Origin of the sequence: Phycicoccus avicenniae (assembly GCF_050496545.1) — a bacterium.
GTDB classification, from domain to species: domain Bacteria; phylum Actinomycetota; class Actinomycetes; order Actinomycetales; family Dermatophilaceae; genus Phycicoccus; species Phycicoccus avicenniae_A.
In genome coordinates this window covers 22885-45245 of record NZ_JBNVZV010000029.1, presented here as the reverse complement: position 1 = coordinate 45245, position 22361 = coordinate 22885, and the positions used below count along the sequence as shown (strand labels likewise).

Genomic DNA, 22361 nt, shown 5'->3' with positions numbered 1-22361 from the left:
CAGCGTAGGGCCGCCGCGGGAGGCTGTCGCGCGGGCGCTCGGTAGGGTCGGGAGCGTGCCCGTCCACGCCTCCCTCGCCGACCAGGTCGCCGTCCTGACCCTCGACCGTCCCGCGCGCCGCAACGCGCTGGACCTCGAGGCCCTCGAGGAGCTGCACGCGGCGGTGGTCGAGGCCCTCGACTCCGGTGCGCGCGCGCTCGTCCTCACCGGCGCCGGGGGTCACTTCAGCGCCGGCGCCGACCTCGTCGAGCTCGAGGACGTCTCGTTCACGCAGCGCCTCGCCGAGGTCCTCGAGCACCTCGCCGCGGTCCCCGTCACCACCGTCGCCGCGGTCGAGGGCGCCTGCATGGGTCTGGGCATGCAGCTCGCGCTGGCCTGCGACGTGCGGGTCGTCGGCGGCACCGCCCGCTTCGGGGTGCCCGTCGCCCGACTCGGGCTGATGGTCGACCACTGGACCCTCGACCGGCTCGCGCGCTGCTGGGGCGAGGGTGCGGCCCGCCACCTCGTCCTCACCGCCGCGGTGCTCGACGCCGACGACGCCTGGCGGCTCGGGTTCGCCCAGCAGCGCGGCGGGCTCGACGACGCCTTGGCCCTGGCCACCGCGGCGGCGCGCCTGGCCCCCCTCACGCAGGCCGGCTCGAAGGTCGGCCTCGGCACGCGCCACGACGACGAGGCGGGGCTCGGCCGCTACGAGGCGGCGTTCGCGCGCGCGTGGGCCAGCGAGGACCTCGCCGAGGGGCGGGCCGCCTTCACCGAGCGCCGCGAGCCGACCTTCCGGGGGCACTGATGAGCGACCACGTCCACGAGGGCGAGCACGACCACCCCCACGAGCACGGCCCGGGCCCCACCGCCGACGCCAGCGTCCGGCGCGCCCGCCCCAACGACGCGCCCGCCGTCGGGACGGTGCAGGCCACCGTCTTCCGCGAGGCCTACGCCGGTCGCCTCCCCGACGACGTGCTGGCGCTCTTCGTCCCCGAGGCCTTCGCCAAGGGCTGGCGCGAGAGCCTGGCCTCCCCGCCCGAGGGGGTGCACCGCCTCCTCGTGGCGTGCGCCGGCGAGCAGGTGATCGGTGCGGTGGCCGTCGGGCCGGCCCAGGACCCCGATGCCGAGCCGGCGTGGGCCGAGGTGACCCTGCTCGCGGTCCACCCGGCGGCGCGCCGGCAGGGGCACGGGTCGCGGCTGCTCAACGCGGCCGTCGACGTCGTGCGCGAGGCCGGCGCCGAGGCGATCACGGCGTGGCTGCCCGCCGACGCCGAGGACACCCGCGCGTTCCTCGTCGCCTCCGGGTTCGGCCCCGACGGCGCCCACCGCGAGCGCGTCGTCTCCCCCGACGGCGACACGATGCGCGAGGTGCGGGTGCTGGCCCGCATCGACGACCCGGACGAGGGATGAGCGCCGGCGACCCCGACCTCGCTGAGGACCGGCGCCGCGCGGTGCGCCGCCAGGCCCTCTCGGTCGGTGCCGCCACCGGCGCGTACGGCATCTCGTTCGGCGCGCTCTCCGTCGCCTCCGGGCTGTCCGTCCTGCAGACCCAGGCCCTCTCCCTCCTCCTCTTCAGCGGCGGATCGCAGTTCGCCGTCGTCGGGGTGCTCGGCGCGGGGGGCAGCGGCGCGGCGGCCGTCGCCACCTCGACCCTGCTCGGCGTGCGCAACGGCCTCTACGCGCTGCAGACCTCCCGCTTCCTCGGGGTGAGCGGGCTGCGCCGGCTGGCGGCGGCGCAGCTGACCATCGACGAGTCGACCGCCGTCGGGGTCGGCCAGCCCGAGCCGCCCGCCCAGCGGATCGGGTTCTGGCTCACCGGCATCGCCGTGTTCGTCGGCTGGAACATCATGACGCTGGTCGGCGCGCTCGTCGGCAACGCCCTCGGCGACCCGCGGACCTACGGGCTCGACGCGGCGGCGGCCGCGGCGTTCGCCGCGCTGCTCTGGCCGCGGCTGCGCAGCGGTGACGCCGCCGCCACCGCCGTCCTCGCCGCGTTCGTCGCGCTGCTGACGAGCCCCGTCCTCCCGCCGGGCGTGCCGGTCATCCTCGCGGCCCTGGCGGCCCTCGCCGTCGGGCTGCGGCGCGGCGGGCGGCACGAGTCCCCCCCGACGTCTCGCCCCGGTGAGCTGCCCGGTTCGGACCCGGTGCCATGACGACCTGGACGACCGTGCTGCTGGCCTGCGCGGCCGCCTACGCCCTCAAGCTGGCGGGGTACCTCGTGCCGGCGACGTGGGTCGAGGGCGAGCGCCGCTCGCGGGTCATCGCGCTGCTGCCCGTCGCACTCCTCTCCGCCCTCGTCGCGGTGCAGACGGTGGTCGGTGACGGCGGCGCGCTCGTCCTCGATGCGCGGGCCGCAGCGCTGGTGGTGGCCGTCGGCCTGCTCCTGCTCCGGGCGAACTTCCTCGTCGTCGTCGCCGGCGCCGCGCTGACCGCCGGCGTGCTGCGGGCCGTGGGCTGGGGCTGAGCCGCCTACTCCCCCAGCGCCGCCCGGTAGCGGGCGAGCACCAGCTCGACGAGCCGGGGATCCGGTAGCAACGGCCCGGTCACGGCGTCGGCGCCGGCCTCGCCGAGGCGCCCCTGGAAGAAGCCGGGGGCCAGCAGGTAGGAGGCGACGACGACCCGCCCCGCGCCGGCCGCACGCGTGTCGGCGACCGCCTGCGCCACCGCGGGCGTCGGCCCGGCCGCGTACCCGAGCGCGACCTCCCGCCCGAGTCGCTCCCCGAGCCGGGTGGCCATCTCGTACGAGTCCGCCTGTGCGCGTTCGTCGCTCGAGCCGGCCGGGGCGAGGACGACGACGTCGGTGGGGCGCAGCACCCCGTCGAGCCGGTCGACGAGGACGTCGACCAGCAGGTCGTCTGGTCCGAGCGCGGGGGCCACGACAACGTCCGGTCGCTCGCGCACGGCCTCGGCGAGGTCGACGCGGACGTGGAACCCCGCGGCGAGCAGCAGCGGCACGACGACGCCGGCGCGGGCACCATCCGGTCGGCGCGGCAGGGAGGCGACCACGGCGCCGACCTCGGGCCCGTGCACGTCGACGTAGGCCTCACGGACCTCGACCTGCGGCAGGGCCGCGGCGACCTCGCGGACCAGCGCGGCCACCGCCTCGCGTCCGGCGGGGTCGCGCGTCCCGTGGCCGCACGCCACGAGGACCGGCGGCTCAGCCATCGGTCGCGGCGGGGGCGGCGGTGGCGCACACCGGGTCGTCGAGGAAGTCCTGCGCCGCGACCCGGCCGATCACGACGACCGCGGGCGGGCGCACACCGGCGGCGGCGACCACCTCGGCGGCGGTGGCGACGGTCGCGAAGGTGACCCGTTCGCGCGCCGTGGTGCCGCGCTCGACTACGGCCACCGGGAGGTCACCCGGCACCCCGTGCCCGAGCGCGTCCGCGCAGATGCCCGGCAGTGCCGAGACGGCCATGAGGAGCACCACGGTGGCGCCCGCGGCCAGCGCCCCGAGCATCGCGGGGTCCGCGCCGGCGTGCCCGGAGGTCACCAGGACCGAGGTGGCGACTCCTCGCTGGGTCACCGGGATGCCGGCCAGCGCCGGCACCGAGAACGCGGAGGTGATGCCCGGGACCACCTCGACGGGCACCCCCGCCGCCCGGCAGGCGTGCACCTCCTCGCCGCCGCGGCCGAAGACGTACGGGTCCCCGCCCTTGAACCGCACGACGGTCTGCCCGGCCCGGGCCCGCTCGACGAGCAGACGGTTGATGTCGGCCTGCGGCACGGGGTGGTTGGTGGGGCTCTTGCCGACGTCGACCACCTCGACGTCGGCGGGCAGCTGGTCGAGGAGCCCGGTGGCGCCGAGCCGGTCGGTGACGACGACGTCGGCGGTGGCCAGGGCCTCGCGCCCCGCGGTCGTCACGAGTCCGGCGTCGCCCGGACCGCTGCCGACCAGCACGACGCGTCCCTCCCCCGGGCGCCGGCGTCGCAGGTCGACCGCGCCGGACTCGACGTGGGCGCCGAGCGCGTCGCGCACCGAGGCGACCCGACGCGGGTCCGGCGCCCCGGTGCCCACGACGCCGACGCGCAGGTCGCCGTGGGTGCTCGAGGCGGCCACCCGGGCCGAGCCGGCCGCGCCGTCGGAGGCGTCGACGCACCACGTGCGCCGCTCCTCGCACCAGGCGGAGACGCGTGCGTTGACCGATCGGTCGTCGGTCGCGGCGACGACGAGCCACGCGTCGTCGACGTCGGCCTGCTCGACCGGCCGCTCGACGAGCTCGACGTCGCCGTGCGAGGCCATCCGCCGGGCCTCGGCGGACGGGGAGGGGTCGACGAGGACGACGTGCGCACCGTCGTCGACGAACCGGCGGGTCCGGCGGACCCCGACCGGTCCGGCCCCGACGACGACCACGCGCCGCCCGGAGAGGTCGAGACCGACGAGCGTGCTCACCCGAGGTCGAGGTAGTGCTCGAGGCCGACGGTCAGGCCCGGCCGGTCGCCGACCCGGCGGACCGCGGCCAGCACCCCGGACATGAACGAGACGCGGTCGAAGCTGTCGTGGCGGAGGGTGAGCATCTCGCCGGGGCCGCCGAGCAGGACCTCCTGGTGGGCGACGAGGCCGCGCAGCCGCACCGAGTGCACGGGCACGCCGTGGACCCGCGCACCGCGGGCGCCGTCGGGGTCGTGGGTCGTCGCGTCGGGGACGGGGTCGCACCCGGCCGCGTCGCGCGCGGCACCGATGAGGTCGGCGGTGCGGGCCGCCGTGCCGGACGGGGCATCGACCTTGTCGGGGTGGTGGAGCTCGACGACCTCGACCGACTCGAAGAAGGGGGCGGCGCGCCGGGCGAGCTCCATCAGCAGCACGGCCCCGACCGCGAAGTTGGGCGCGACCAGCACCCCGACACCGGGGGCGTCCTCGAGCCGCTTACGCAGGTCGTCGAGGCGCTCCTCGCTCCACCCGGTCGTCCCGACCACCACGTGCACGCCCCGCTCGACACAGTGCGCGACGTTGGCCGGGGAGGCGTCCGGCACCGAGAACTCGACCACCACGTCGGCGCCGCCGAGGTCGCCGAGGTCGTCGCCGGCGTCGTAGCGGCCGACGAGCTCGAGGTCGTCGGCGGACTCGACGGCGGCGCACACCGTGGCCCCCATCCGCCCGCCGGCCCCGACGACCGACACCCTCAGCGCATCCATGCGCCGAACTCTAGTGCGGGCGCCCGGCGGGCCCGCGGCGCGGACCGGTGCTCAGGACGTCCGGGCGGCGTCCCGGACGAGCGTCGGGACGACGACCCCCATGACGGACGCCGGGGCGGCGGCGAAGACGACGAGGGGCACCGCGAGCCAGGAGAGCCATCCGACCGAGGCCGGCACGACCACGACGGCCGCGGCGAGCACCGGCAGCAGCCGGCACGCCCAGGCCGCGGCCCCCGGCCCGGCGGCGTCGGCCCGGACGGACCGCCCGAGCGCGAGCAGGGCGAGCGCGGCGAGGCCGGCGGCGACACCGCCCGCGATGAGCGCCCGTCCCGTGGCGGCGACGGTCAGGGCGGCCATCAGCAGGAGGAACACGGCGATGACGACCTCGAGCACGGTGCTGCCCCCGACGAGCAGCGCGACACGACGAGGGAGGGCCGGGCGCCCGGAGACCTCGGCCATCAGAACGTGGGCCAGGCGCCACCGGGGAAGGCCGACAGGTCGGTCAGCGCCCCGTTGACGTTGCCCTTCTGGACCGCGCAGGTGGCGGTGAGGATGCCGGTCCCGACGAGCAGCGCGCCGACGAACACCGAGATCGCGACCTTGACGCCGAGCGGGATGCCGACGACGGCACCGGGCCCGGTGGCCGTCGAGGCCGCGGCCACGGCGATGCCGCCGATGAGCCCGACGACCGCGGTGACGATCGAGCCCCACCAGACGATGACGGCGAGCGCGACGGCATCGAGCGCCCCGGCGATCTTCTCGGCGACCGGACCGACCGCCTTGAGGGCGGTGGCCTGCTCGGTGGCGCGCTTGACGTACCGGTCCGAGGAGGTGCCCTTCCAGTAGATGTCGACGTCCGCGGTCTCCCGGGTCACCGTGCCGGACCACTTCGTCACGTAGCCGCCGACGTCCTGGCGCCACGTCGTCGCGTCGGAGTACAGCAGCCACGGGGCACCGAAGACGTTCCAGTGCTCGGAGAACCAGTCGGTGGCCTTCTGCCACAGCGGGACGACGAAGTGGTTCCAGAGGTCGACGGCCTTCTCGGCGGCCCACCCGAAGAACCGGCCGATCTTGGCGACCAGGTCGTTGAACTTCTCGAGGAGCTCGCCCATCTTGCGCTGGAACTCCTCGTACTTCTCGCGGATCTTCTCCATCAGCTCTTCGGGGCTCATGGTCGGTTCCTCACGGGTTCGTCGGGGACCAGGCGTCCCCGATGGCGGCCAGCGCGGCGTCGTCGTCGCGGCGGTACTGCTTCTCGATGTCCTTGAGCGTGTCGTCGACGAGCTTCATCGCCTCGGCGGCCTCGCCGAGCAGGTCGGCGACGCGGTCACGGACCTCGGCGTAGGTCGAGGTGAACCCGACGACCTCGGCGACGATCGAGGCGTCGATGGTGGTCACGCTGATGGAACGGGCCGTGGACTGCGCGGTGCGCATCTCGCCCTCGGCCGACTGCCAGGTGCCGGCGGCGGTGATGAGCGCCTCGCGCTCGACCTCGTAGCTCATGTCGTCCTCCGGGTGGTGGGTGCGGGGGCGGTCACGGGGTCAGCCCGAACCGGCGGCTCAGGGTGTACGGGTCACCGACGCGCTGCATGGCCTCCTGGGCGGAGCGCACGGTGTCGGCGACGTCGGTGAGGCCCTCGAGCACCGAGGACTGCGCCTCGTGGAGGGTCGCGGTGACGAGCCGGCCGATGTTGGCCGCGTGGGCCCGGGCCAGCCAGCGCGGCTCGAGGTCGAGGCGGGTGACCTCTCCCCCGGCGCCGATCTCGACGACGACCTCGCCGTCGGCGCTACGGGCCGACCCCGTGCGGGCGTTGAACCCGTCGAGCGAGGCCTCCATGCTCGCCATCGCCTGCTCGACCTCGGCCCACAGGTCGCCGATGATGCGCTCGGCCTCGGCCGGGGTGACCGGCTCGGTGCGGCCGAAGACCTCGCCGCTGTCCTGCGGCATCGGCATCGGGCGGGCCGGGGGCAGCTCGCGGCCCTCGAGCTCCTCGACGCCGGTGAGGAACTCCTCGGCCGCGCCGGCCTGGGCCCGCGTCAGCGCGTCGATGATCGCGCCGGGCAGGGCGGCCTCGTCGGTGCTCGTGCGCCAGTCGTGGGCGACGCGCACGTCGCGGACCTGCCCCTCCGGACCGACCCGCACCGTGACGACCCCGCGGCCGTCGCTGCCCTCCCGCTCGACCGGCTCCGGCCGGACGGACTCCAGCGCCTGGATCTCCCGGTCGTTGCGCTCGCGCAGCTCGTAGAGCTCCTCGCGGATGTCCTCCGCCATCGTCCCCACCCCTCTCGTCGTCCCGAGCGCCCAGTCTGTCGGGGGGTCGTGCAGGCGGCAATGGGGAGAGGTCCCCGGCGCCCGACCCGCCCATCGTTCACCTTCTGTTCACCTGACGAGCCGCAGTGGCGTACCCTGAGGTGAACAACAGGTGAACGAGACCGAGAGGAGCCCGGGATGAAGAAGGTCGAGACGACCAGCCGCACCGGTCTCAGGATGCGCTGGGTGCCGGTGGTGGACGCCGACGGGCGTACCCGCATGGAGATGCGTTGGAGCGCGCCGCACCCGCTCCGCACGACGACCGCGGCCTGACCGCGCACCACGACGGGCCCCGCACCATCTCGGTGCGGGGCCCGTCGTCGTGTGTCCACGGACTCAGGCCGACGGCCGCGCCTGCGCCCGGCCCTGGGCACCGAGCAGCACCGCGCCCGAGCCGGCGAGGGCCGTGCACCACGTCGTGATCGCCGAGGCGGCGGGGTCGTCGGGGACGAGCAGGGCGAGGGCGCCGAGGACGACGAGTCCCACGGCGGCGACCAGCGCCCCGGCCAGGCCCCCGGCGAGGAGACCCCGGCCGAGGGCGTCGGTGCCGGTCGCGAGGCGGAGGTGGCCGACGAGCAGCACCAGCGCCGAGGCCACCGCGAGCCCCACGAGCACCGTCACGGCCGCCGAGTGCCAGGTGGTGCCGCTGAGCGAGCGGGCGACCATCCCCACGGCGACCGTGGCGACCAGCCCGACGAGCGTGCCGAGCGCCCGTAGCCGGCACCGTGCCGCCGTCGAGCCGACCATCAGCCGAGCGTCGTCCACTCCGAGGAGAGCACCCGCGCCGCGCCCTTGGCCGGCACGAGCAGCACGACCGTCACCCCGAGGTCGCGCGAGAGCGAGGGCCGGTCCCCGCTCTGACCCAGGACCGTGCCGTAGGGCTCGTCCCAGTGCAGGGTCGAGCCCGAGCCGACGGCGAAGGTCTCGCGGGCGAGCAGGCTCACCACGGCCAGCGTGCCGTCACCGGTCCGTGCCGTCCGGACCGAGCCGGTGGCCGAGGCCTGGTCCTCCGCGTCGTTGGCCCACCGCGCGTCGAGGCGGTGCGTGACGCCCTTGGCGTTGCGGATGGAGGCGCCGGCCCGCAGGTCGGGGAGGAACCGGTCGACCGTCAGGCCGGTGGCCTTGCCGCCGCCGAGGTAGGTGCGGACCCGTTCGGCGGCCTTCACGGCGGCGGCACGGTCGGCGGCCGTCGCAGTGCTCGCGGCTCCCGGGGCCAGCGCCTTCGGCGCGGTGACCTTCTCCGGCAGCCCGACGGTCGCCGCCATCCGCCACGGCTCCGAGACCGAGCGGCGGGTCCAGACGTCGATGTCGGTCGCCGGCTTCGCCGCGTCGCCGGTGGCCGCCTTGTCGGTGCGCTTCACCTCGACCGCCGCCACGGCGTACAGCGGGTACTCGTGCAGCTCGGGCGCGTAGAGCGCCTTCGCGGTGTGAGCCAGGGTGGTCGTCGACGCCTTCGCCTTGGTGACCTTGGCGGCCAGGGTGGAGAACTGGTCACCCTCGAGGACGAGCTCGTCGTCGACGGCCAGCCAGGCCTTGGGGTCCTTGGTGCGGCTCGTCGTCGCGATGGCGGCGTTGTTGCGCTCGTCGTAGCCGGCCAGCATCCGGTCGAGGTCGGCGCCGGTCATCGCGGGCCTGGTCACCGTCGCCGGGTCCCAGGCCGTCGCCTGCTCGGGGACCCAGGAGCACCCGGCCAGCAGGGTCGGGACCACGAGCGCGACGGCCGCGACGCGCAGGCGGGTCCCGGTGGTGGCGGGGGCGTCCACGGGCGCCGAGGTGATGGCACCGGTCTGCGCGGGGTCGCCGGCGGTCGGCGTGGCACCCGCCCGGACCCGGCGACGACGACGGACGACGAGCAGCACACCGACGACGAGCATGAGCAGCCCCGTGGCGAGCAGGGCCAGCGCGGTGGCGAAGGCCCCGGGGACGGCCAGGCCCATCCGCAGGTCGAGCGTCGAGGAGCCCTCGGGCGGCACGACGACCACCTGGGTCGGCGAGCCGTCGAGGCGCACCGCGAGGGTGGACGCCTTCGGGCCGGTGTCGGTGTCGACCCAGAGGTCGAGGTCGGCGACCGCGGCGGGGGCCTTCGCGTCCTTGCCGCCGGGGACACCCTCGCCGGCCACGCCGTCCTGGTCGACCCGGGTGATGACCCACCGGGGCGCGGCGCCGACCCAGTCGGCGACGTCGACGGGGTGGGCGCGGCCGACGAAGACCGGCCCGTCGGGTGAGGACGCCGTGAGGTGCATCGTGGCCCCGCGGAAGGCGAAGAGGCCCGCTGCGGTGGTGACGGCGGCCGCGTCCCCGACGTCGACGCGGCTCGTCGGCGTCTCGAGGACGTCGTCGGAGCCGACGACGGCGGCGGCCGTGCCACCGGCCGCGGAGAGCAGCAGGCCGACGACGACGAGCAGGACGGACAGGACACGCACGATGGACAGACCCCCGGGTGTGAGAGCCGGCCCCCTCGACCGGCGGCCCACAACCTAGCGGACCGGGAGGGGTGCCCGCGGACGGTCGGCCCCGACCCTGTGGACAACCCGGCCCGGACGCACCGGAGGCCCGGCGCACCGTGGGGTGCACCGGGGCTCCGGTGGGTGGGGCGGCGCGGGCGCGGCCCCGGTGGGGCTCAGGCCTCGCTGGGGGCGTCCTCGGTGGAGGAACCCTCGTCCGAACGCTCGCCACGGCCACGGCCGCCACGACGACGGCGGTTGCGGCGCGGGCGGTCGCCGCGCTCGTCACCACCCTCGTGCGCCTCGCCGGACTCGTCACCGTCCGCGTCGTCGTCCGCGTCATCGGCCTCGACCGGCGCCGCGGCGGCGGGGGCGGCCGGCGCGTCGTCGGACCCGCCCTCGCCCTCGGCGATGACGGCGGCCAGGCTCAGCTTGCCGCGCGGGTCGATCTCCTTGAGCTCGACCTGGATCTTCTGGCCGACGCCAAGGACGTCCTCGACCGCGTCGATCCGCTTGCCGCCGACCAGCTTGCGCACCTCGGAGATGTGCAGCAGGCCGTCCTTGCCGGGCAGCAGCGAGATGAACGCGCCGAAGGTCGTCGTCTTCACGACGGTCCCGAGGAAGCGCTCGCCGATCTCCGGCATCTGCGGGTTGGCGATGGCGTTGATGGCCGCGCGGGCCGCCTCCGCCGACGGGCCGTCGGTGGCACCGATGTAGATGGTGCCGTCGTCCTCGATCGAGATCTGGGCGCCGGTGTCGTCCTGGATCTGGTTGATCATCTTGCCCTTGGGGCCGATGACCTCGCCGATCTTGTCGACCGGGACCGTGACGCTGATGACGCGAGGAGCGTAGGGGCTCATCTCGTCGGGGGCGTCGATGGCCTCGTTCATGACGTCGAGGATGTGGAAGCGGGCGTCCCGGGCCTGGGTCAGCGCGCCGGCCAGCACGTCGGCGGGGATGCCGTCGAGCTTGGTGTCGAGCTGGATGGCGGTGACGAACTCGCGGGTGCCGGCGACCTTGAAGTCCATGTCGCCGAAGGCGTCCTCGGCGCCGAGGATGTCGGTGAGCGCGGCGTACTGCGTCTCACCGTCGACCTCCGCGGAGACCAGACCCATCGCGATGCCGGCGACCGGGGCGCGCAGCGGCACACCGGCGTTCAGCAGGGCGAGGGTGGACGCGCAGACCGAGCCCATCGAGGTCGAGCCGTTGGAGCCGAGGGCCTCGGACACCTGGCGGATCGCGTAGGGGAACTCCTCGCGGGTCGGCAGGACCGGCATGAGGGCCCGCTCGGCGAGCGCCCCGTGGCCGATCTCGCGGCGCTTCGGCGACCCGACGCGGCCGGTCTCACCGGTCGAGTAGGGCGGGAAGTTGTAGTTGTGCATGTAGCGCTTGCGCGTCACCGGCGAGAGGGTGTCGAGCTGCTGCTCCATCCGGAGCATGTTGAGCGTGGTGACACCCATGATCTGGGTCTCGCCGCGCTCGAAGATCGCCGAGCCGTGCACGCGCGGCAGGACCTCGACCTCGGCGCTCAGGGCGCGGATGTCGGCGAGGCCACGGCCGTCGATGCGGACCTTGTCGCGCAGGATGCGCTCGCGGATGAGCTTCTTCTGCACCGAGCGGTACGCGGCCGAGAGCTCCTTGTCGCGGCCCTCGAACTGGCCGGCGAGCGAGCCCTTCATCGACTCCTTGATCTCGTCGATGCGCTCCTCGCGCTCCTGCTTGCCCGCGATCTGCAGGGCGGCGGTGAGGTCGGCGGTGGTGGCCTGCTCGACCGCGGCGTAGGCGTCGTCCTCGTAGTCGAGGAAGACCGGGAACTCCTGCACCGGCTTGGCGGCGGTGCGGGCGAGCTCGGCCTGCGCGTCGCACAGGGTCCGGATGAAGCCCTTCGAGGCCTCGAGGCCCTCGGCGACGACCTCCTCGGTCGGCGCCTGCTTGCCCAGGGTCTTCACGAGGTCCCAGGTGTGCTCGGTGGACTCGGCCTCGACCATCATGATCGCGACGTCGTCGCCCGCGACGCGGCCGGCGACGACCATGTCGAAGGTCGAGCGCTCGATGTCGCTGAAGTTCGGGAAGGCGACCCACTGGCCGTCGATGAGGCTGACGCGGACGGCACCGATCGGGCCGCTGAACGGCAGGCCGGAGATCTGCGTCGAGGCGCTGGCCGCGTTGATGGCGAGCACGTCGTACTGGTGGTCGGGGTTGAGCGACAGCACCGTGATGACGACCTGGACCTCGTTGCGCAGACCCTTGGTGAAGGTCGGGCGCAGCGGGCGGTCGATGAGGCGGCAGGTGAGGATCGCGTCGGTGGAGGGGCGGCCCTCACGGCGGAAGAACGAGCCGGGGATCTTGCCCGCGGCGTACATCCGCTCCTCGACGTCGACGGTCAGGGGGAAGAAGTCGAACCCCTCGCGCGGGTGCTTCCCGGCGGTGGTGGTGGAGAGGAGCATCGTGTCCTCGTCCAGGTAGGCGGCAACAGCGCCTCCGGCCTGCTTGGCCAGGCGTCCGGTCTCGAACCGGACGGTGCGGGTACCGAAGCTGCCGTTGTCGATGACGGCTTCGGTGGCGGTGATCTCGGGACCCTCCACGGGGCCTCCTTCTCTCGTGTCATTCACGCACGCGCATCGTCGTTGTGCGCGGGTGTGTCCTTCAGGCGGCGCCGCAGAGGACGGCGCCGGTCGTGACCATGTTCAATTGTGGGTTCTTCCGAGCGGGACGGGCCCACTCATGCGAGAAGGGCGGCCCCTGCACACGTGTGCGGGGACCGCCCTCTCGGAAGTCTCAACGACGCAGACCGAGGCGCTTGATGAGCGAGCGGTAGCGCTCGACGTCGATGCTCTCCAGGTAGCGGAGCAGCCGGCGACGGCGGCCGACGAGCAGGAGCAGGCCACGACGGGAGTGGTGGTCGTGCTTGTGCTGGCGGCTGTGCTCGGTGAGGTCCTTGATGCGCTGGGTGAGCAGCGCGACCTGCACCTCGGGGGAACCGGTGTCGCCCTCGGTCGTGGCGTACTCGGTCATGATCTGCTTCTTGACGTCGGTGCTCAGCGGCATGGGGCGACGACTCCTGTTCTGGTTTCTGCTGCGCGGCGCTCCCGGGCTGGTTCACCGGGGCTCTGTGGATCCGCGGCCGATCTGACGGCAGTGAGCAAGGTTACCAGCGGGGGTACCGCGGCCCTAATCGGCGCCGGGGCACCCGCGTCCCCGCTCTGGGCCGGGTCGCCGGCTCTGGTCCGTTTCGCCGGATGGCGGTGACTTCTCGCCGCCACCCGGCGAGGTGGACCCGAGCCGGGCGCGCACCGGGGCGTCCGGGGCGGTCGCGCGTGCATCCGGAGGGGAGCGCACCCGGACGCTCGGTAGACCGACCGTTCACCGGGTTGCCGCGTGCGGGTCGCCCACCGGACGTCCCGGCAGGCCTAGCGTCCGGCCTGTGAGCGCTCCCCGTACCCCGAACACGTCCCACGACGTCGACCGCCGCCGCTTCCTCGGCCTCGTCGGCGCGCTGGCCGGCACCGCAGCCGCGGCGACGGTCCCGCTCGCCGACGCGTCGGCCACACCACGCCCCGAGATCGGCTACCCGTTCGTGCTCGGCGTGGCCTCCGGAGACCCGGCGCCGGATGGTGTCGTGCTGTGGACCCGCCTGGCCCCCGACCCCTTCGTGCCGGGCGGCGGCGTGCCGGCGCACGACGTCGGCGTCGAGTGGCAGGTCTTCGCCGACCCCGGCCTGCGCCGGTGCGTCGCCTCGGGCGTCGCCCGGGCGCCCCGCTCGCTGGCGCACAGCGTGCACGTGGAGGTGCACGGGCTGCGGGCCGGTCGCGAGTACTGGTACCGCTTCCGCTACCGCCACCACGTCTCCCCCACCGGCCGGACGCGCACCGCGCCGGCCGCCGGAGCGCCCCTGTCCCGGATGACCCTGGCCTCGGTCAGCTGCCAGGCGTACAACGACGGCTTCTACACGGCGTACCGGCACCTCGTCGAGGACGAGCCCGACCTCGTCCTGCACCTCGGCGACTACGTCTACGAGGGCGGGATCGACCCGCTCGGTGGCGTGCGCGGCACACCGGTGCCCGCCACCGCCCAACCCGCCCCGCGCACGCTGGACCAGTGGAGGTACCGGTACTCGCTGTACAAGACGGACGAGCACCTGCAGGCGGCGCACGCGGCCGCGCCGTTCGCGGTGACGTGGGACGACCACGAGGTGCAGAACGACTACGCCGGGACGCGCTCGCAGTACGAGGGCGACATCAGCGCGCTGCGGGCCGCCGCGTACCAGGCGTACTACGAGCACCAGCCGCTGCGCGCGGCGTCCATCCCGCGCCCGGACGGCGGGCTGCGGCTGCACCGCGGTTTGGACTTCGGGCGGCTGGTCTCGCTGAGCATCCTCGACGGCCGCCAGCACCGCGACGTCCCGCCCGGCGGGTGGGGCGAGGCGCCGGCCACCCCGGCGGCCTACGACCCGTCGGTGACGATGCTCGGCCGGCAGCAGGAACGCTGGCTCGCCGGCCGGCTGCGCGCGAGCCGGGCGCACTGGACGGTCCTCGGCAACAACGTGATGATGGCGCGCCTCGAGCACGAGGCCACGCCGGGCGCCCGCCTCTGGCACGACGCCTGGGACGGCTTCCCGGCGGCCCGCAACCGCGTGACCCGCGTGCTGCACGAGGCCCGCGTGCCGAACCCGGTCGTCCTCACGGGCGACTGGCACTCGACGTTCGTCAACGACATCCGGCTCGACTTCGACCGGCCGTCCTCGCCGGTGGTGGCGACCGAGTTCGTCGGCACGTCGGTGACGACCAACGGCGACGGCCCGGTCTACGGCCCCTACTACGGCCCGATGATCGGCTTCAACCCGCACATCCGGTTCTTCGACGGCGACCGCCGCGGCTACCAGCTGCACACGGTGACCCGGAAGGAGTGGCGGACCGACCTGCGGATGGTCGGGGCGGTGACCCGTCCGGGCGCCGGCGTCGAGACCCTCGCGTCCTTCGTCGTGGAGTCCGGGCGCCCGGGGGCGCAGCGGGTCTGACGCGCGGGAGTTGCCGGGGTGGAAAGGCGCCGGCCTGCCCGGACGGCGGACTCGCCCCGCCGACCCCTGCTGCTACCGGCGGGTCCGTCGTACGCTGCTGGGACGTGACCGGCACCACAGAGAGGTGGACCCCCGTGCGCCAGCGAGGACCCAGCCCCGCTCCCGCCCCCGCCCCGGCCGATGCGGAGCGCGCGGCGTCCGTGCGCTCGATCGCCGAGGAGCTGTCCGGCGTCCGCGGCCCGTTGCTGCCGATCCTCCACGAGGTCGTCGAGTCCCACGGCTACGTCCACGACGACGACGTACCGGTCATCGCCGAGGTCCTCAACCTCAGCCGCGCCGACGTCCTGGGCGTCGTCAGCTTCTACCACGACTTCCGCCGCACTCCCCCGGCCGCGCACCGCGTCGCCCTGTGCCGCGCCGAGGCCTGCCAGGCCCGCGGCGCCGAGGCCACGTACGCCGCGGCCGCCGACCGCTGGGCAGGCTCCACCGAGGTCGAGGTCGGCGAGGTCTTCTGCCTCGGCAACTGCGCGCTCGGGCCGTCGGGCACCCTCGACGGCGCGCTCCACGCCCGGCTCACCCCGGACCGGCTCGACGCCCTCACCGAGGAGTGGGCCCGATGAGCCCCGTCGTCTGGGTCCCCTGCGACGCCGCGGCGGTCTCGGTCGGGGCCGACGCGGTCGCCGAGGCCCTCGTGGCCGCCGGGGCCACGGTGCGCCGCAACGGCTCGCGCGGGATGCTCTGGCTCGAGCCGCTCGTCGAGGTCGAGACCGACGATGGCCGTGTGGGCTACGCGAACGTCGAGCCGTCCGATGTCGAGGCCCTCCTCACCGGTGGTCTCGACGGCACCGACCGCTGCATCGGCGTCGTCGACGAGCACCCGTGGCTGGCTCGTCAGCACCGCGTGTCGTTCACGCGCGTCGGCGTCATCGAGCCCACCGACATCGCGGCCTACCGGGCTCACGGCGGCCTCGCCGGCCTCGAGCGGGCGCTCTCCCTCACCGGCGAGCAGGTCGTCGCCGAGGTCACCGAGTCCGGGCTGCGCGGTCGCGGCGGCGCCGGCTTCCCTGCGGGCATCAAGTGGGACACGGTCCGCAAGGCCTCTGCCGACGTGAAGTTCGTCTGCTGCAACGCCGACGAGGGCGACTCCGGCACCTTCGCCGACCGCATGCTCATCGAGGGCGACCCCTTCACCCTCATCGAGGGGATGACGATCGCCGCGGTCGCCGTCGGAGCCACCGAGGGGTTCGTCTACCTCCGCTCGGAGTACCCGCACGCCATCCGCACCCTGCGCCGCGCCATCGACATCGCCTACGCGCACGGCGTGCTCGGCGGGTCGGTGCTCGGCAGCGGCCACCGGTTCGACCTCGACGTGCGGGTGGGCGCCGGCGCCTACATCTGCGGCGAGGAGACCTCGATGCTCGACTCGCTCGAGGGCAAGCGCGGCGAGGTGCGGGCCAAGCCGCCCATCCCCGCGCTCCAGGGCCTGTTCGGGCGGCCGACGGTCGTCAACAACGTGCTCACCCTCTCGGCCGTCCCGATGGTGCTGGCCGACGGCGGTGCGGCGTACGCGGCGCTCGGCACCGGGCGCAGCCGCGGCACGCAGGTGTTCCAGCTCGGCGGCAACGTCGCGCACGGCGGCATCGTGGAGGCGGACTTCGGCATCAGCCTGCGCGAGCTCGTCGAGGACTACGGCGGCGGCACGGCGTCGGGTCGCCCGGTCAAGGCGGTCCAGGTCGGTGGTCCGCTCGGCGCGTACCTCCCGCCGAGCAAGTTCGACCTGCCGATGGACTACGAGGCCTTCGCCGCCGCCGACGCGATGGTCGGGCACGGCGGCATCGTCGTGTTCGACGAGTCGATGGACGCCGGAGCGATGGCGCGCTTCGCGATGGAGTTCTGCGCCAAGGAGTCCTGCGGCAAGTGCACGCCGTGCCGCGTCGGCTCGACCCGCGGAGTCGAGGTCATCGACCGCATCCGCGCCGGGACGCAGCGCGAGGCGAACCTCGTCCTGCTCGACGACCTCTGCACGACGATGACCAAGGGCTCGCTGTGCGCGATGGGCGGCCTGACGCCGATGCCCGTGCGCAGCGCGCTCGAGCACTTCCCCGAGGACTTCGGCGTCGAGCCCGCGCTCGCCGACGCCGTCACCGACGACATGCCCGAGTCAGCCACGAGCACCCCCGGAGGAGCACGGCCATGACGATCATCGACGAGACCGACTACGGCACACCGAGGGTGGCGTCCGAGGAGAGCGCCACCGTCACCATCGACGGCCGCTCGGTCACCGTGCCCGCGGGGACGTCCGTGATGCGCGCCGCCGCCGAGGCCGGCATCGCGGTGCCGAAGCTGTGCGCCACCGACTCGCTCAAGGCCTTCGGGTCGTGCCGCCTCTGCCTCGTCGAGGTCGAGGGCGGCAAGGGGACGCCGGCGTCGTGCACCACGCCGTGCTCGGACGGGATGGTGGTCAGCACGCAGACCGAGCAGGTGAAGGACCTGCGCCGCAACGTGATGGAGCTCTACCTCTCCGACCACCCCACCGACTGCGACGGCTGCGCGCGGGGCAACTGCGAGATGCAGCGGCTCGCCCAGGAGACCGGCGTGGCCGAGGTCAGGTACGGCCTCGACGGCGCGAACCACCTCGCCGACACCACCGACCACACGAACCCGTACTTCGACTACGACCCCGCGGCGTGCATCGTCTGCTCGCGCTGCGTGCGCGCCTGCTCCGAGACGCAGGGAACGTTCGCGCTGACCGTCGAGGGACGTGGGTTCGACTCACGGATCAGCCCCGGTGGCACCGACTTCCTCTCCTCCGAGTGCGTCTCGTGCGGCGCGTGCGTGCAGGCCTGCCCCACCGACGCCCTCACCGAGCGCTCCGTCGTCCAGCTCGGGATGCCGACCCGCTCGGTCGTCACGACGTGCGCGTACTGCGGCGTCGGCTGCTCGTTCAAGGCCGAGGTCCAAGGCACCGGCGAGGACACCCGCGTCGTGCGGATGACGCCGTGGAAGGACGGCGGCGCCAACGAGGGCCACTCGTGCGTCAAGGGCCGCTTCGCGTACGGGTACGCCAGCCACGACGACCGGCAGATGGAGCCGATGGTCCGCGACACCATCGACGACGAGTGGCGGGTCGTGTCGTGGGACGAGGCCATCGCCCGTGTCGCAGAGGGCTTCCGGGCCATCCAGGACAAGCACGGCGTCGGATCGATCGGCGGCATCTCATCCTCGCGGTGCACGAACGAGGAGGTCTACGTCGTCCAGAAGATGGTGCGGGCGGCGTTCGGCAACAACAACGTCGACACCTGCGCGCGGGTCTGCCACTCCCCCACCGGGTACGGCCTCAACCACGCGTTCGGCACCTCGGCGGGTACCCAGGACTTCCGCTCCGTCGAGCAGTGCGACGTCATCCTGCTCATCGGCGCCAACCCCACGGACGCGCACCCGGTGTTCGCGTCGCGGATGAAGAAGCGGCTGCGGGCGGGCGCGCAGATCATCGTCGCCGACCCCCGCCGCATCGACCTCGTGCGCTCGCCGCACGTCGAGGCGGCGCACCACCTGCCGGTGCGGCCGGGCACGAACGTCGCCTTCGTCAACGCGATGGCGCACGTCATCGTCACGGAGGGTCTGCACGACGAGGCGTTCCTGCGCGAGCGCTGCGAGGACGTCGAGGGCTACCTCGAGTTCATCGCGCACCCGGAGCACTCCCCCGAGGCGATGGAGGAGGAGACGGGCATCCCGGCTGCCGACCTGCGTTCTGCCGCAAGGCTGTACGCCACCGCGCCGAACGCGGGCATCTACTACGGGCTCGGGGTCACCGAGCACAGCCAAGGTTCGACGATGGTCATGGGGATGGCCAACCTCGCGATGCTCACCGGCAACCTCGGGCGCGAGGGCGTGGGCGTCAACCCGCTGCGCGGGCAGAACAACGTGCAGGGCTCGTGCGACATGGGCTCCTTCCCGCACGAGCTGCCGGGGTACCGGCACGTGTCGCGCCCCGAGGTCCGCGAGATCTACGAGTCGCTGTGGGGCGTCACCATCCAGCCCGAGCCGGGACTGCGCATCCCGAACATGTTCGACTCCGCGATCGGCGGCTCGTTCCTCGGGCTGTACGTGCAGGGCGAGGACATCGCGCAGTCCGACCCGAACACCCAGCACGTCGAGGCGGCGCTGCGGGCGATGGAGCTCGTCGTCGTCCAGGATCTGTTCCTCAACGAGACGGCGCGCTTCGCCCACGTCTTCCTGCCGGGCACGTCGTTCCTCGAGAAGGACGGCACGTTCACGAACGCCGAGCGCCGCATCAACCGGGTGCGCCCGGTGATGCCGACGCGCGTCGGGCGGGACGAGTGGCAGGTCGTCGCCGACATCGCGACGGCGATGGGCTACCCGATGTCGTACGAGTCGCCGTCGCAGATCATGGACGAGATCGCCGCCACCACACCGACGTTCGCCGGTGTCTCGTTCGCGCGGCTCGACGCCGAGGGCTCGCTGCAGTGGCCGGTCACCGACGCCGCACCGCACGGCACGCCGACGATGCACGTCGGCTCGTTCGTCCGCGGGCTCGGCCAGCTGACGACGACCGTGTACGTGCCGACCACCGAGCGCGCGAACCGCCGCTTCCCGCTCGTGCTGACGACGGGCCGCATCCTGTCGCAGTACAACGTCGGCGCGCAGACCCGCCGGACGCCGAACTCGACGTGGCACCCCGAGGACGTCCTCGAGATCCACCCCTCCGACGCCGAGCTGCGCGGCATCAAGGACGGCGACGTCGTCGAGCTGTCCTCACGCGTCGGGGCCACTCGGCTCACGGCGCTCGTCTCGGAGCGGATGCCGGCCGGCGTCGTCTACACGACGTTCCACCACCCCGTCACCGGCGCGAACGTCGTCACCACCGAGAACTCGGACTGGGCCACGAACTGCCCCGAGTACAAGGTCACGGCCGTCCAGGTGCACGTGGCCACCGAGGCCTCACGGGCCGAAGCGGGCGAGGCACCGGAGGCGTCGACCGCCCCGATGCCCGCCGGCGCGATGGCGAGGCGCCGGTGAGCGGCGACACGCCTGCGGTCGTCCGGCTCGGGCACGACCTCGTCCGCAACTTCGAGGCGCTCCCCCCGGAGAAGGCGGCCGAGGAGCTGGCGACCCACATCAAGAAGTTCTGGGAGCCGCGGATGCGCCACGAGCTGCTGGCGCGGATCCGCCGCGGCGACACCGACCTGCACCCGCTCCTCGTGCGGGCAGCCGAGGACCTCGTCGACGGCGACATCGACCGCGACGAGGTCCGCGAACCCTCCGGCGGCTGACTGTCCCGTCACGGGCCGCGTCACTACGCAGCTTCAGTCTCGACCGCGCCACCCCAGGTCTAGCGTTGCGAGCGTGAGTGGAAAAGAGCCGCGGAAGAAGGCGAAGGCGCCGGCCGAACCTGAGGTACCCAACGCTTTCGATGAGTACCGACGAACCCACCGAGGTACCTGGGATCGCCTCCTCGGCGACCTGTCGCCGGGCAATGTGGTGACCGTCAACCCCTACGAGCAGACCGGGACGATGATCCACGACTTCCTCAAGGTCGAGCCGAAGAAGCACGAGGGCGACCAGCACGAGGAAGCCGCGCGCCCGGACGAAGACGCCGATCGCACGGACGAGGAACGGCATTGAGCGGCGGCTGCCTCCAGATCCCGTAGATCCAGAGCCCGCACCCTCCCGCAGATGTCCGCGCGACAGACTCGGCGGCGATGTGACGCGGTTGCGCGCACCATCGGTCCGACCCTCGGGCGGTCGCTCAGAAGGGTGGAGGCCCGGCGTCCTGGGCGGTGATGCGATGTCGGCGGGTGGCCGGCGCGCGCACGGCGAGGGTGCATCGCTGCCGGACCATGACGTCGTGCTCCTCGAGTCGACGCTCGCACGCCTCTTCGAGGACGCTCGGCAGTTCGGCGCGCGACCGGGCGGCCTGCGCATCCTCCGTCGTCGACGGATCGTCGGGTTCCGCGGGCAATACAACATGCTCGAGAGCGTCGAGAGGTTCCGTCGTGCGCGTGCGTCCTGCGGGGTCCCTCCACTCCACGATGCCGTCCGGGCGGAGTCGGACCCACCACCCCGGTGACTGCTTGATGCGGTGGTGCCGGCGGCAAAGGCAGATCAGGTTGGCCGCGGAAGTCGGGCCGAGCGGCCAGGGCCGGACGTGGTCGACGTCGCAGAAGCGGGCGGCCACCGAGCATCCCGGGAAGCGGCACCGGCCGTCGCGGGCCGTGACGAGGAGGATGAGCGCCTCGGTGGGCCGGTAGGCATCGCGAGCGAGGGTGCCGGCCGGGTCGAGGAGCGCGCCGGTGCGCGCGTCGCACGGGCGGGTGACGACCTCCGTGGTCCTGGCGGCGGCCATCCGCTGGAGCCAGCCCCGCTCGACGAGCACCGGCTCGGTGGGGCGCGCGCCGTGGACCTGGACGAGGTCGTCGGCGCGCCCGGCGACCGCCACGGAGGCGGGCCGGGCCGGAACGGGAACGGACGAGGCGTCGACGGGCGTGGTGAGCACGAGCTTGACGCGCAGGTCGACGTGCTGGACGACGAGGTCGGTGAGCGCCCGCCCACGTGCCTGCTCGATGGTGCTGCTCGTCCCGTCGGTGACGTACTGCCGTGCGAGGCGGTCGATGGCGGACCAGGCCGCGGCCGACTGCTCGAACGGGAAGGTGCCGTACCAGGCGTCGACCCCCGGCTCGGCGACCCAGCGCCGGAGCCCGGTCCCGCGCCGGGCCCGCTGCGCACGCTGCCGGAGAAGGTCCGGCGAGATGCGCCCGAGGATGCGCCGCGTCCGGCGGCGCAGGGCGGCCGCGGGCTCGACGTCGAGGTGGGGCTCGAGGGCGGCGAGCACGGCCTCGGCCACCGGTGCAGGGGCCTCGAGCAGCTCGTGGGCGACGACATCGGCCCGGTACGCGTCGAGACGGCCGGTGCGCATCGCGTCGTGGAGCGCACCCAGGCCTGTCGGCCGGGGACGCTCCGCCACCTCGACCGGGACGGGCTCGAAGCCGGTGCGGCGCACCGCCGCCTCGACCCGGCGCTGCGCCTGGTCGTGCGAGGCCCCGAGCTCCGGGGCGACGAGGTCGGCGGCGTCGAGCGCCACCCGGCCGGGACCGTGCTCGACGGTGCCCAGGCTGCCGTCCTCGTCCCACACACCCTCGAAGCGCGCCGCGGCGGCGACCGCGACGTCCTGCACCGCCACGAGCCGGTTGACGAGCGACTGGCAGCGACCGACGAGCGACAGCCACTCCTCCCGGGACCGGCTCCCCCGGGGCCCGTGCACCGCCGCGTCGAGCGCGAGCACGGCGCGCTCGACGGCGTCCGTCGCGCCCTCCGCGGCTGCTGCGCTGGTGCCCATCGAGGCCCCCTCCCTGTCCCCTCATCCTACTCCACCCCGCCGACACCGACAAGAGCCCAAACGACCCGAAACCACTGTCTGACAACAGAATTGCAGTCGCCGCGACCACATCCG

Annotated in this window: 23 protein-coding genes; 11 read left to right on the top strand and 12 right to left on the bottom strand. The window is 74.0% G+C overall.

Annotation, left to right across the window (positions count from 1 at the left end):
* Window positions 1-55 precede the first annotated feature (55 nt).
* From ACQZ2A_RS18755 to ACQZ2A_RS18740, 4 genes are read left to right on the top strand one after another with little or no spacing between them, the layout of a single operon-like run.
* Window positions 56-787 carry an enoyl-CoA hydratase-related protein gene (locus ACQZ2A_RS18755; RefSeq protein WP_430214079.1) on the top strand — a complete coding sequence of 244 codons (732 nt, stop codon included), beginning with the start codon at window positions 56-58 and terminating at the stop codon, window positions 785-787.
* Window positions 787-1392, top strand: a complete 606-nt coding sequence (locus ACQZ2A_RS18750; protein WP_430214077.1) for an N-acetyltransferase family protein — start codon at window positions 787-789, stop codon at window positions 1390-1392. The genes ACQZ2A_RS18755 and ACQZ2A_RS18750 overlap by 1 nt, the downstream gene beginning before the upstream one ends.
* Entirely contained in the window at window positions 1389-2135 is a 747-nt protein-coding gene (locus ACQZ2A_RS18745) for an AzlC family ABC transporter permease (RefSeq protein WP_430214075.1), read from the top strand. The genes ACQZ2A_RS18750 and ACQZ2A_RS18745 overlap by 4 nt, the downstream gene beginning before the upstream one ends.
* Window positions 2132-2446 carry an AzlD domain-containing protein gene (locus ACQZ2A_RS18740; RefSeq protein ID WP_430214074.1) on the top strand — a complete coding sequence of 105 codons (315 nt, stop codon included), beginning with the start codon at window positions 2132-2134 and terminating at the stop codon, window positions 2444-2446. Before ACQZ2A_RS18745 ends, ACQZ2A_RS18740 begins: the two co-directional genes overlap by 4 nt.
* 5 nt (window positions 2447-2451) lie before the next feature.
* Here ACQZ2A_RS18740 and ACQZ2A_RS18735 read toward each other — a convergent pair whose 3' ends face one another.
* Genes ACQZ2A_RS18735 through ACQZ2A_RS18705 form a run of 7 tightly spaced genes read right to left on the bottom strand, consistent with a single transcriptional unit; the run spans window position 2452 to window position 7390 of the window.
* Entirely contained in the window at window positions 2452-3147 is a 696-nt protein-coding gene (locus ACQZ2A_RS18735) for a sirohydrochlorin chelatase (protein WP_430214073.1), read from the bottom strand.
* Window positions 3140-4375 (bottom strand): uroporphyrinogen-III C-methyltransferase, encoded by a 1236-nt coding sequence (gene cobA / locus ACQZ2A_RS18730; protein WP_430214071.1) that lies wholly within the window; start codon window positions 4373-4375, stop codon window positions 3140-3142. Before cobA ends, ACQZ2A_RS18735 begins: the two co-directional genes overlap by 8 nt.
* Window positions 4372-5118 carry a 4-hydroxy-tetrahydrodipicolinate reductase gene (gene dapB, locus ACQZ2A_RS18725; protein ID WP_430214069.1) on the bottom strand — a complete coding sequence of 249 codons (747 nt, stop codon included), beginning with the start codon at window positions 5116-5118 and terminating at the stop codon, window positions 4372-4374. The genes cobA and dapB overlap by 4 nt, the downstream gene beginning before the upstream one ends.
* A gap of 51 nt (window positions 5119-5169) precedes the next feature.
* Window positions 5170-5577 carry a hypothetical protein gene (locus ACQZ2A_RS18720; RefSeq protein WP_430214068.1) on the bottom strand — a complete coding sequence of 136 codons (408 nt, stop codon included), beginning with the start codon at window positions 5575-5577 and terminating at the stop codon, window positions 5170-5172.
* Window positions 5577-6290 carry a hypothetical protein gene (locus tag ACQZ2A_RS18715; RefSeq protein ID WP_430214067.1) on the bottom strand — a complete coding sequence of 238 codons (714 nt, stop codon included), beginning with the start codon at window positions 6288-6290 and terminating at the stop codon, window positions 5577-5579. The genes ACQZ2A_RS18720 and ACQZ2A_RS18715 overlap by 1 nt, the downstream gene beginning before the upstream one ends.
* Before the next feature lie 10 nt (window positions 6291-6300).
* Complete coding sequence (locus ACQZ2A_RS18710) at window positions 6301-6621, bottom strand: hypothetical protein (RefSeq protein WP_430214065.1); 321 nt, start codon at window positions 6619-6621, stop codon at window positions 6301-6303.
* Window positions 6622-6652: 31 nt separating this feature from the next.
* Complete coding sequence (locus ACQZ2A_RS18705; protein WP_430214063.1) at window positions 6653-7390, bottom strand: YbaB/EbfC family nucleoid-associated protein; 738 nt, start codon at window positions 7388-7390, stop codon at window positions 6653-6655.
* Between the two features lie 177 nt (window positions 7391-7567).
* Between ACQZ2A_RS18705 and ACQZ2A_RS18700 the strand changes: the two genes are divergently transcribed.
* Window positions 7568-7702, top strand: a complete 135-nt coding sequence (locus ACQZ2A_RS18700) for a hypothetical protein (RefSeq protein WP_430214061.1) — start codon at window positions 7568-7570, stop codon at window positions 7700-7702.
* A gap of 63 nt (window positions 7703-7765) precedes the next feature.
* On the opposite strand, the gene ACQZ2A_RS18695 is transcribed toward ACQZ2A_RS18700, so the two are convergent.
* The 4 genes from ACQZ2A_RS18695 to rpsO all read right to left on the bottom strand — a co-directional run bounded on the left by ACQZ2A_RS18695 (window position 7766) and on the right by rpsO (window position 12921).
* A complete protein-coding gene (locus tag ACQZ2A_RS18695; protein WP_430214059.1) occupies window positions 7766-8176 on the bottom strand; it encodes a hypothetical protein in 411 nt (136 codons plus the stop codon).
* Entirely contained in the window at window positions 8176-9852 is a 1677-nt protein-coding gene (locus ACQZ2A_RS18690; RefSeq protein ID WP_430214057.1) for a hypothetical protein, read from the bottom strand. Before ACQZ2A_RS18690 ends, ACQZ2A_RS18695 begins: the two co-directional genes overlap by 1 nt.
* Before the next feature lie 197 nt (window positions 9853-10049).
* Window positions 10050-12458, bottom strand: a complete 2409-nt coding sequence (locus ACQZ2A_RS18685; RefSeq protein WP_430214056.1) for a polyribonucleotide nucleotidyltransferase — start codon at window positions 12456-12458, stop codon at window positions 10050-10052.
* A gap of 193 nt (window positions 12459-12651) precedes the next feature.
* On the bottom strand, window positions 12652-12921 hold the full coding sequence (rpsO, locus tag ACQZ2A_RS18680) for a 30S ribosomal protein S15 (RefSeq protein WP_166121129.1): 270 nt from the start codon (window positions 12919-12921) through the stop codon (window positions 12652-12654).
* Between the two features lie 376 nt (window positions 12922-13297).
* On the opposite strand from rpsO, the gene ACQZ2A_RS18675 reads away from it, so the two are divergent.
* From ACQZ2A_RS18675 to ACQZ2A_RS18650, 6 genes are all read left to right on the top strand, one after another.
* A complete protein-coding gene (locus ACQZ2A_RS18675; RefSeq protein ID WP_430214055.1) occupies window positions 13298-14890 on the top strand; it encodes an alkaline phosphatase D family protein in 1593 nt (530 codons plus the stop codon).
* 104 nt (window positions 14891-14994) lie between these two features.
* Window positions 14995-15510, top strand: coding sequence for an NAD(P)H-dependent oxidoreductase subunit E (locus ACQZ2A_RS18670; protein ID WP_430214054.1), 516 nt, complete (start codon window positions 14995-14997; stop codon window positions 15508-15510).
* On the top strand, window positions 15507-17087 hold the full coding sequence (locus ACQZ2A_RS18665; protein ID WP_430214053.1) for a formate dehydrogenase beta subunit: 1581 nt from the start codon (window positions 15507-15509) through the stop codon (window positions 17085-17087). The genes ACQZ2A_RS18670 and ACQZ2A_RS18665 overlap by 4 nt, the downstream gene beginning before the upstream one ends.
* Window positions 17084-19930: a formate dehydrogenase subunit alpha gene (gene fdhF, locus ACQZ2A_RS18660; RefSeq protein ID WP_430214052.1), complete on the top strand. Its 2847-nt coding sequence runs from the start codon at window positions 17084-17086 to the stop codon at window positions 19928-19930. The genes ACQZ2A_RS18665 and fdhF overlap by 4 nt, the downstream gene beginning before the upstream one ends.
* Window positions 19927-20184, top strand: coding sequence for a formate dehydrogenase subunit delta (locus ACQZ2A_RS18655; RefSeq protein ID WP_430214051.1), 258 nt, complete (start codon window positions 19927-19929; stop codon window positions 20182-20184). The genes fdhF and ACQZ2A_RS18655 overlap by 4 nt, the downstream gene beginning before the upstream one ends.
* Before the next feature lie 73 nt (window positions 20185-20257).
* Complete coding sequence (locus tag ACQZ2A_RS18650; RefSeq protein WP_430214049.1) at window positions 20258-20536, top strand: hypothetical protein; 279 nt, start codon at window positions 20258-20260, stop codon at window positions 20534-20536.
* 124 nt (window positions 20537-20660) lie between these two features.
* On the opposite strand, the gene ACQZ2A_RS18645 is transcribed toward ACQZ2A_RS18650, so the two are convergent.
* Window positions 20661-22247, bottom strand: a complete 1587-nt coding sequence (locus ACQZ2A_RS18645; protein ID WP_430214047.1) for an HNH endonuclease signature motif containing protein — start codon at window positions 22245-22247, stop codon at window positions 20661-20663.
* Between the last annotated feature and the right edge of the window lie 114 nt (window positions 22248-22361).

Bases quoted from the DNA above. Each gene is read 5' to 3' on its own strand.
- ACQZ2A_RS18715 (WP_430214067.1), bottom strand. From the start codon at position 6,290: ATGAGCCCCGAAGAGCTGATGGAGAAGATCCGCGAGAAGTACGAGGAG.
- ACQZ2A_RS18745 (WP_430214075.1), top strand. From the start codon at position 1,389: ATGAGCGCCGGCGACCCCGACCTCGCTGAGGACCGGCGCCGCGCGGTG.
- ACQZ2A_RS18710 (WP_430214065.1), bottom strand. From the start codon at position 6,621: ATGAGCTACGAGGTCGAGCGCGAGGCGCTCATCACCGCCGCCGGCACC.
- fdhF (WP_430214052.1), top strand. From the start codon at position 17,084: ATGACGATCATCGACGAGACCGACTACGGCACACCGAGGGTGGCGTCC.
- ACQZ2A_RS18665 (WP_430214053.1), top strand. From the start codon at position 15,507: ATGAGCCCCGTCGTCTGGGTCCCCTGCGACGCCGCGGCGGTCTCGGTC.
- ACQZ2A_RS18700 (WP_430214061.1), top strand. From the start codon at position 7,568: ATGAAGAAGGTCGAGACGACCAGCCGCACCGGTCTCAGGATGCGCTGG.
- ACQZ2A_RS18695 (WP_430214059.1), bottom strand. From the start codon at position 8,176: ATGGTCGGCTCGACGGCGGCACGGTGCCGGCTACGGGCGCTCGGCACG.
- ACQZ2A_RS18645 (WP_430214047.1), bottom strand. From the start codon at position 22,247: ATGGGCACCAGCGCAGCAGCCGCGGAGGGCGCGACGGACGCCGTCGAG.
- ACQZ2A_RS18705 (WP_430214063.1), bottom strand. From the start codon at position 7,390: ATGGCGGAGGACATCCGCGAGGAGCTCTACGAGCTGCGCGAGCGCAAC.
- dapB (WP_430214069.1), bottom strand. From the start codon at position 5,118: ATGGATGCGCTGAGGGTGTCGGTCGTCGGGGCCGGCGGGCGGATGGGG.
- ACQZ2A_RS18740 (WP_430214074.1), top strand. From the start codon at position 2,132: ATGACGACCTGGACGACCGTGCTGCTGGCCTGCGCGGCCGCCTACGCC.
- rpsO (WP_166121129.1), bottom strand. From the start codon at position 12,921: ATGCCGCTGAGCACCGACGTCAAGAAGCAGATCATGACCGAGTACGCC.
- ACQZ2A_RS18750 (WP_430214077.1), top strand. From the start codon at position 787: ATGAGCGACCACGTCCACGAGGGCGAGCACGACCACCCCCACGAGCAC.
- ACQZ2A_RS18720 (WP_430214068.1), bottom strand. From the start codon at position 5,577: ATGGCCGAGGTCTCCGGGCGCCCGGCCCTCCCTCGTCGTGTCGCGCTG.
- ACQZ2A_RS18735 (WP_430214073.1), bottom strand. From the start codon at position 3,147: ATGGCTGAGCCGCCGGTCCTCGTGGCGTGCGGCCACGGGACGCGCGAC.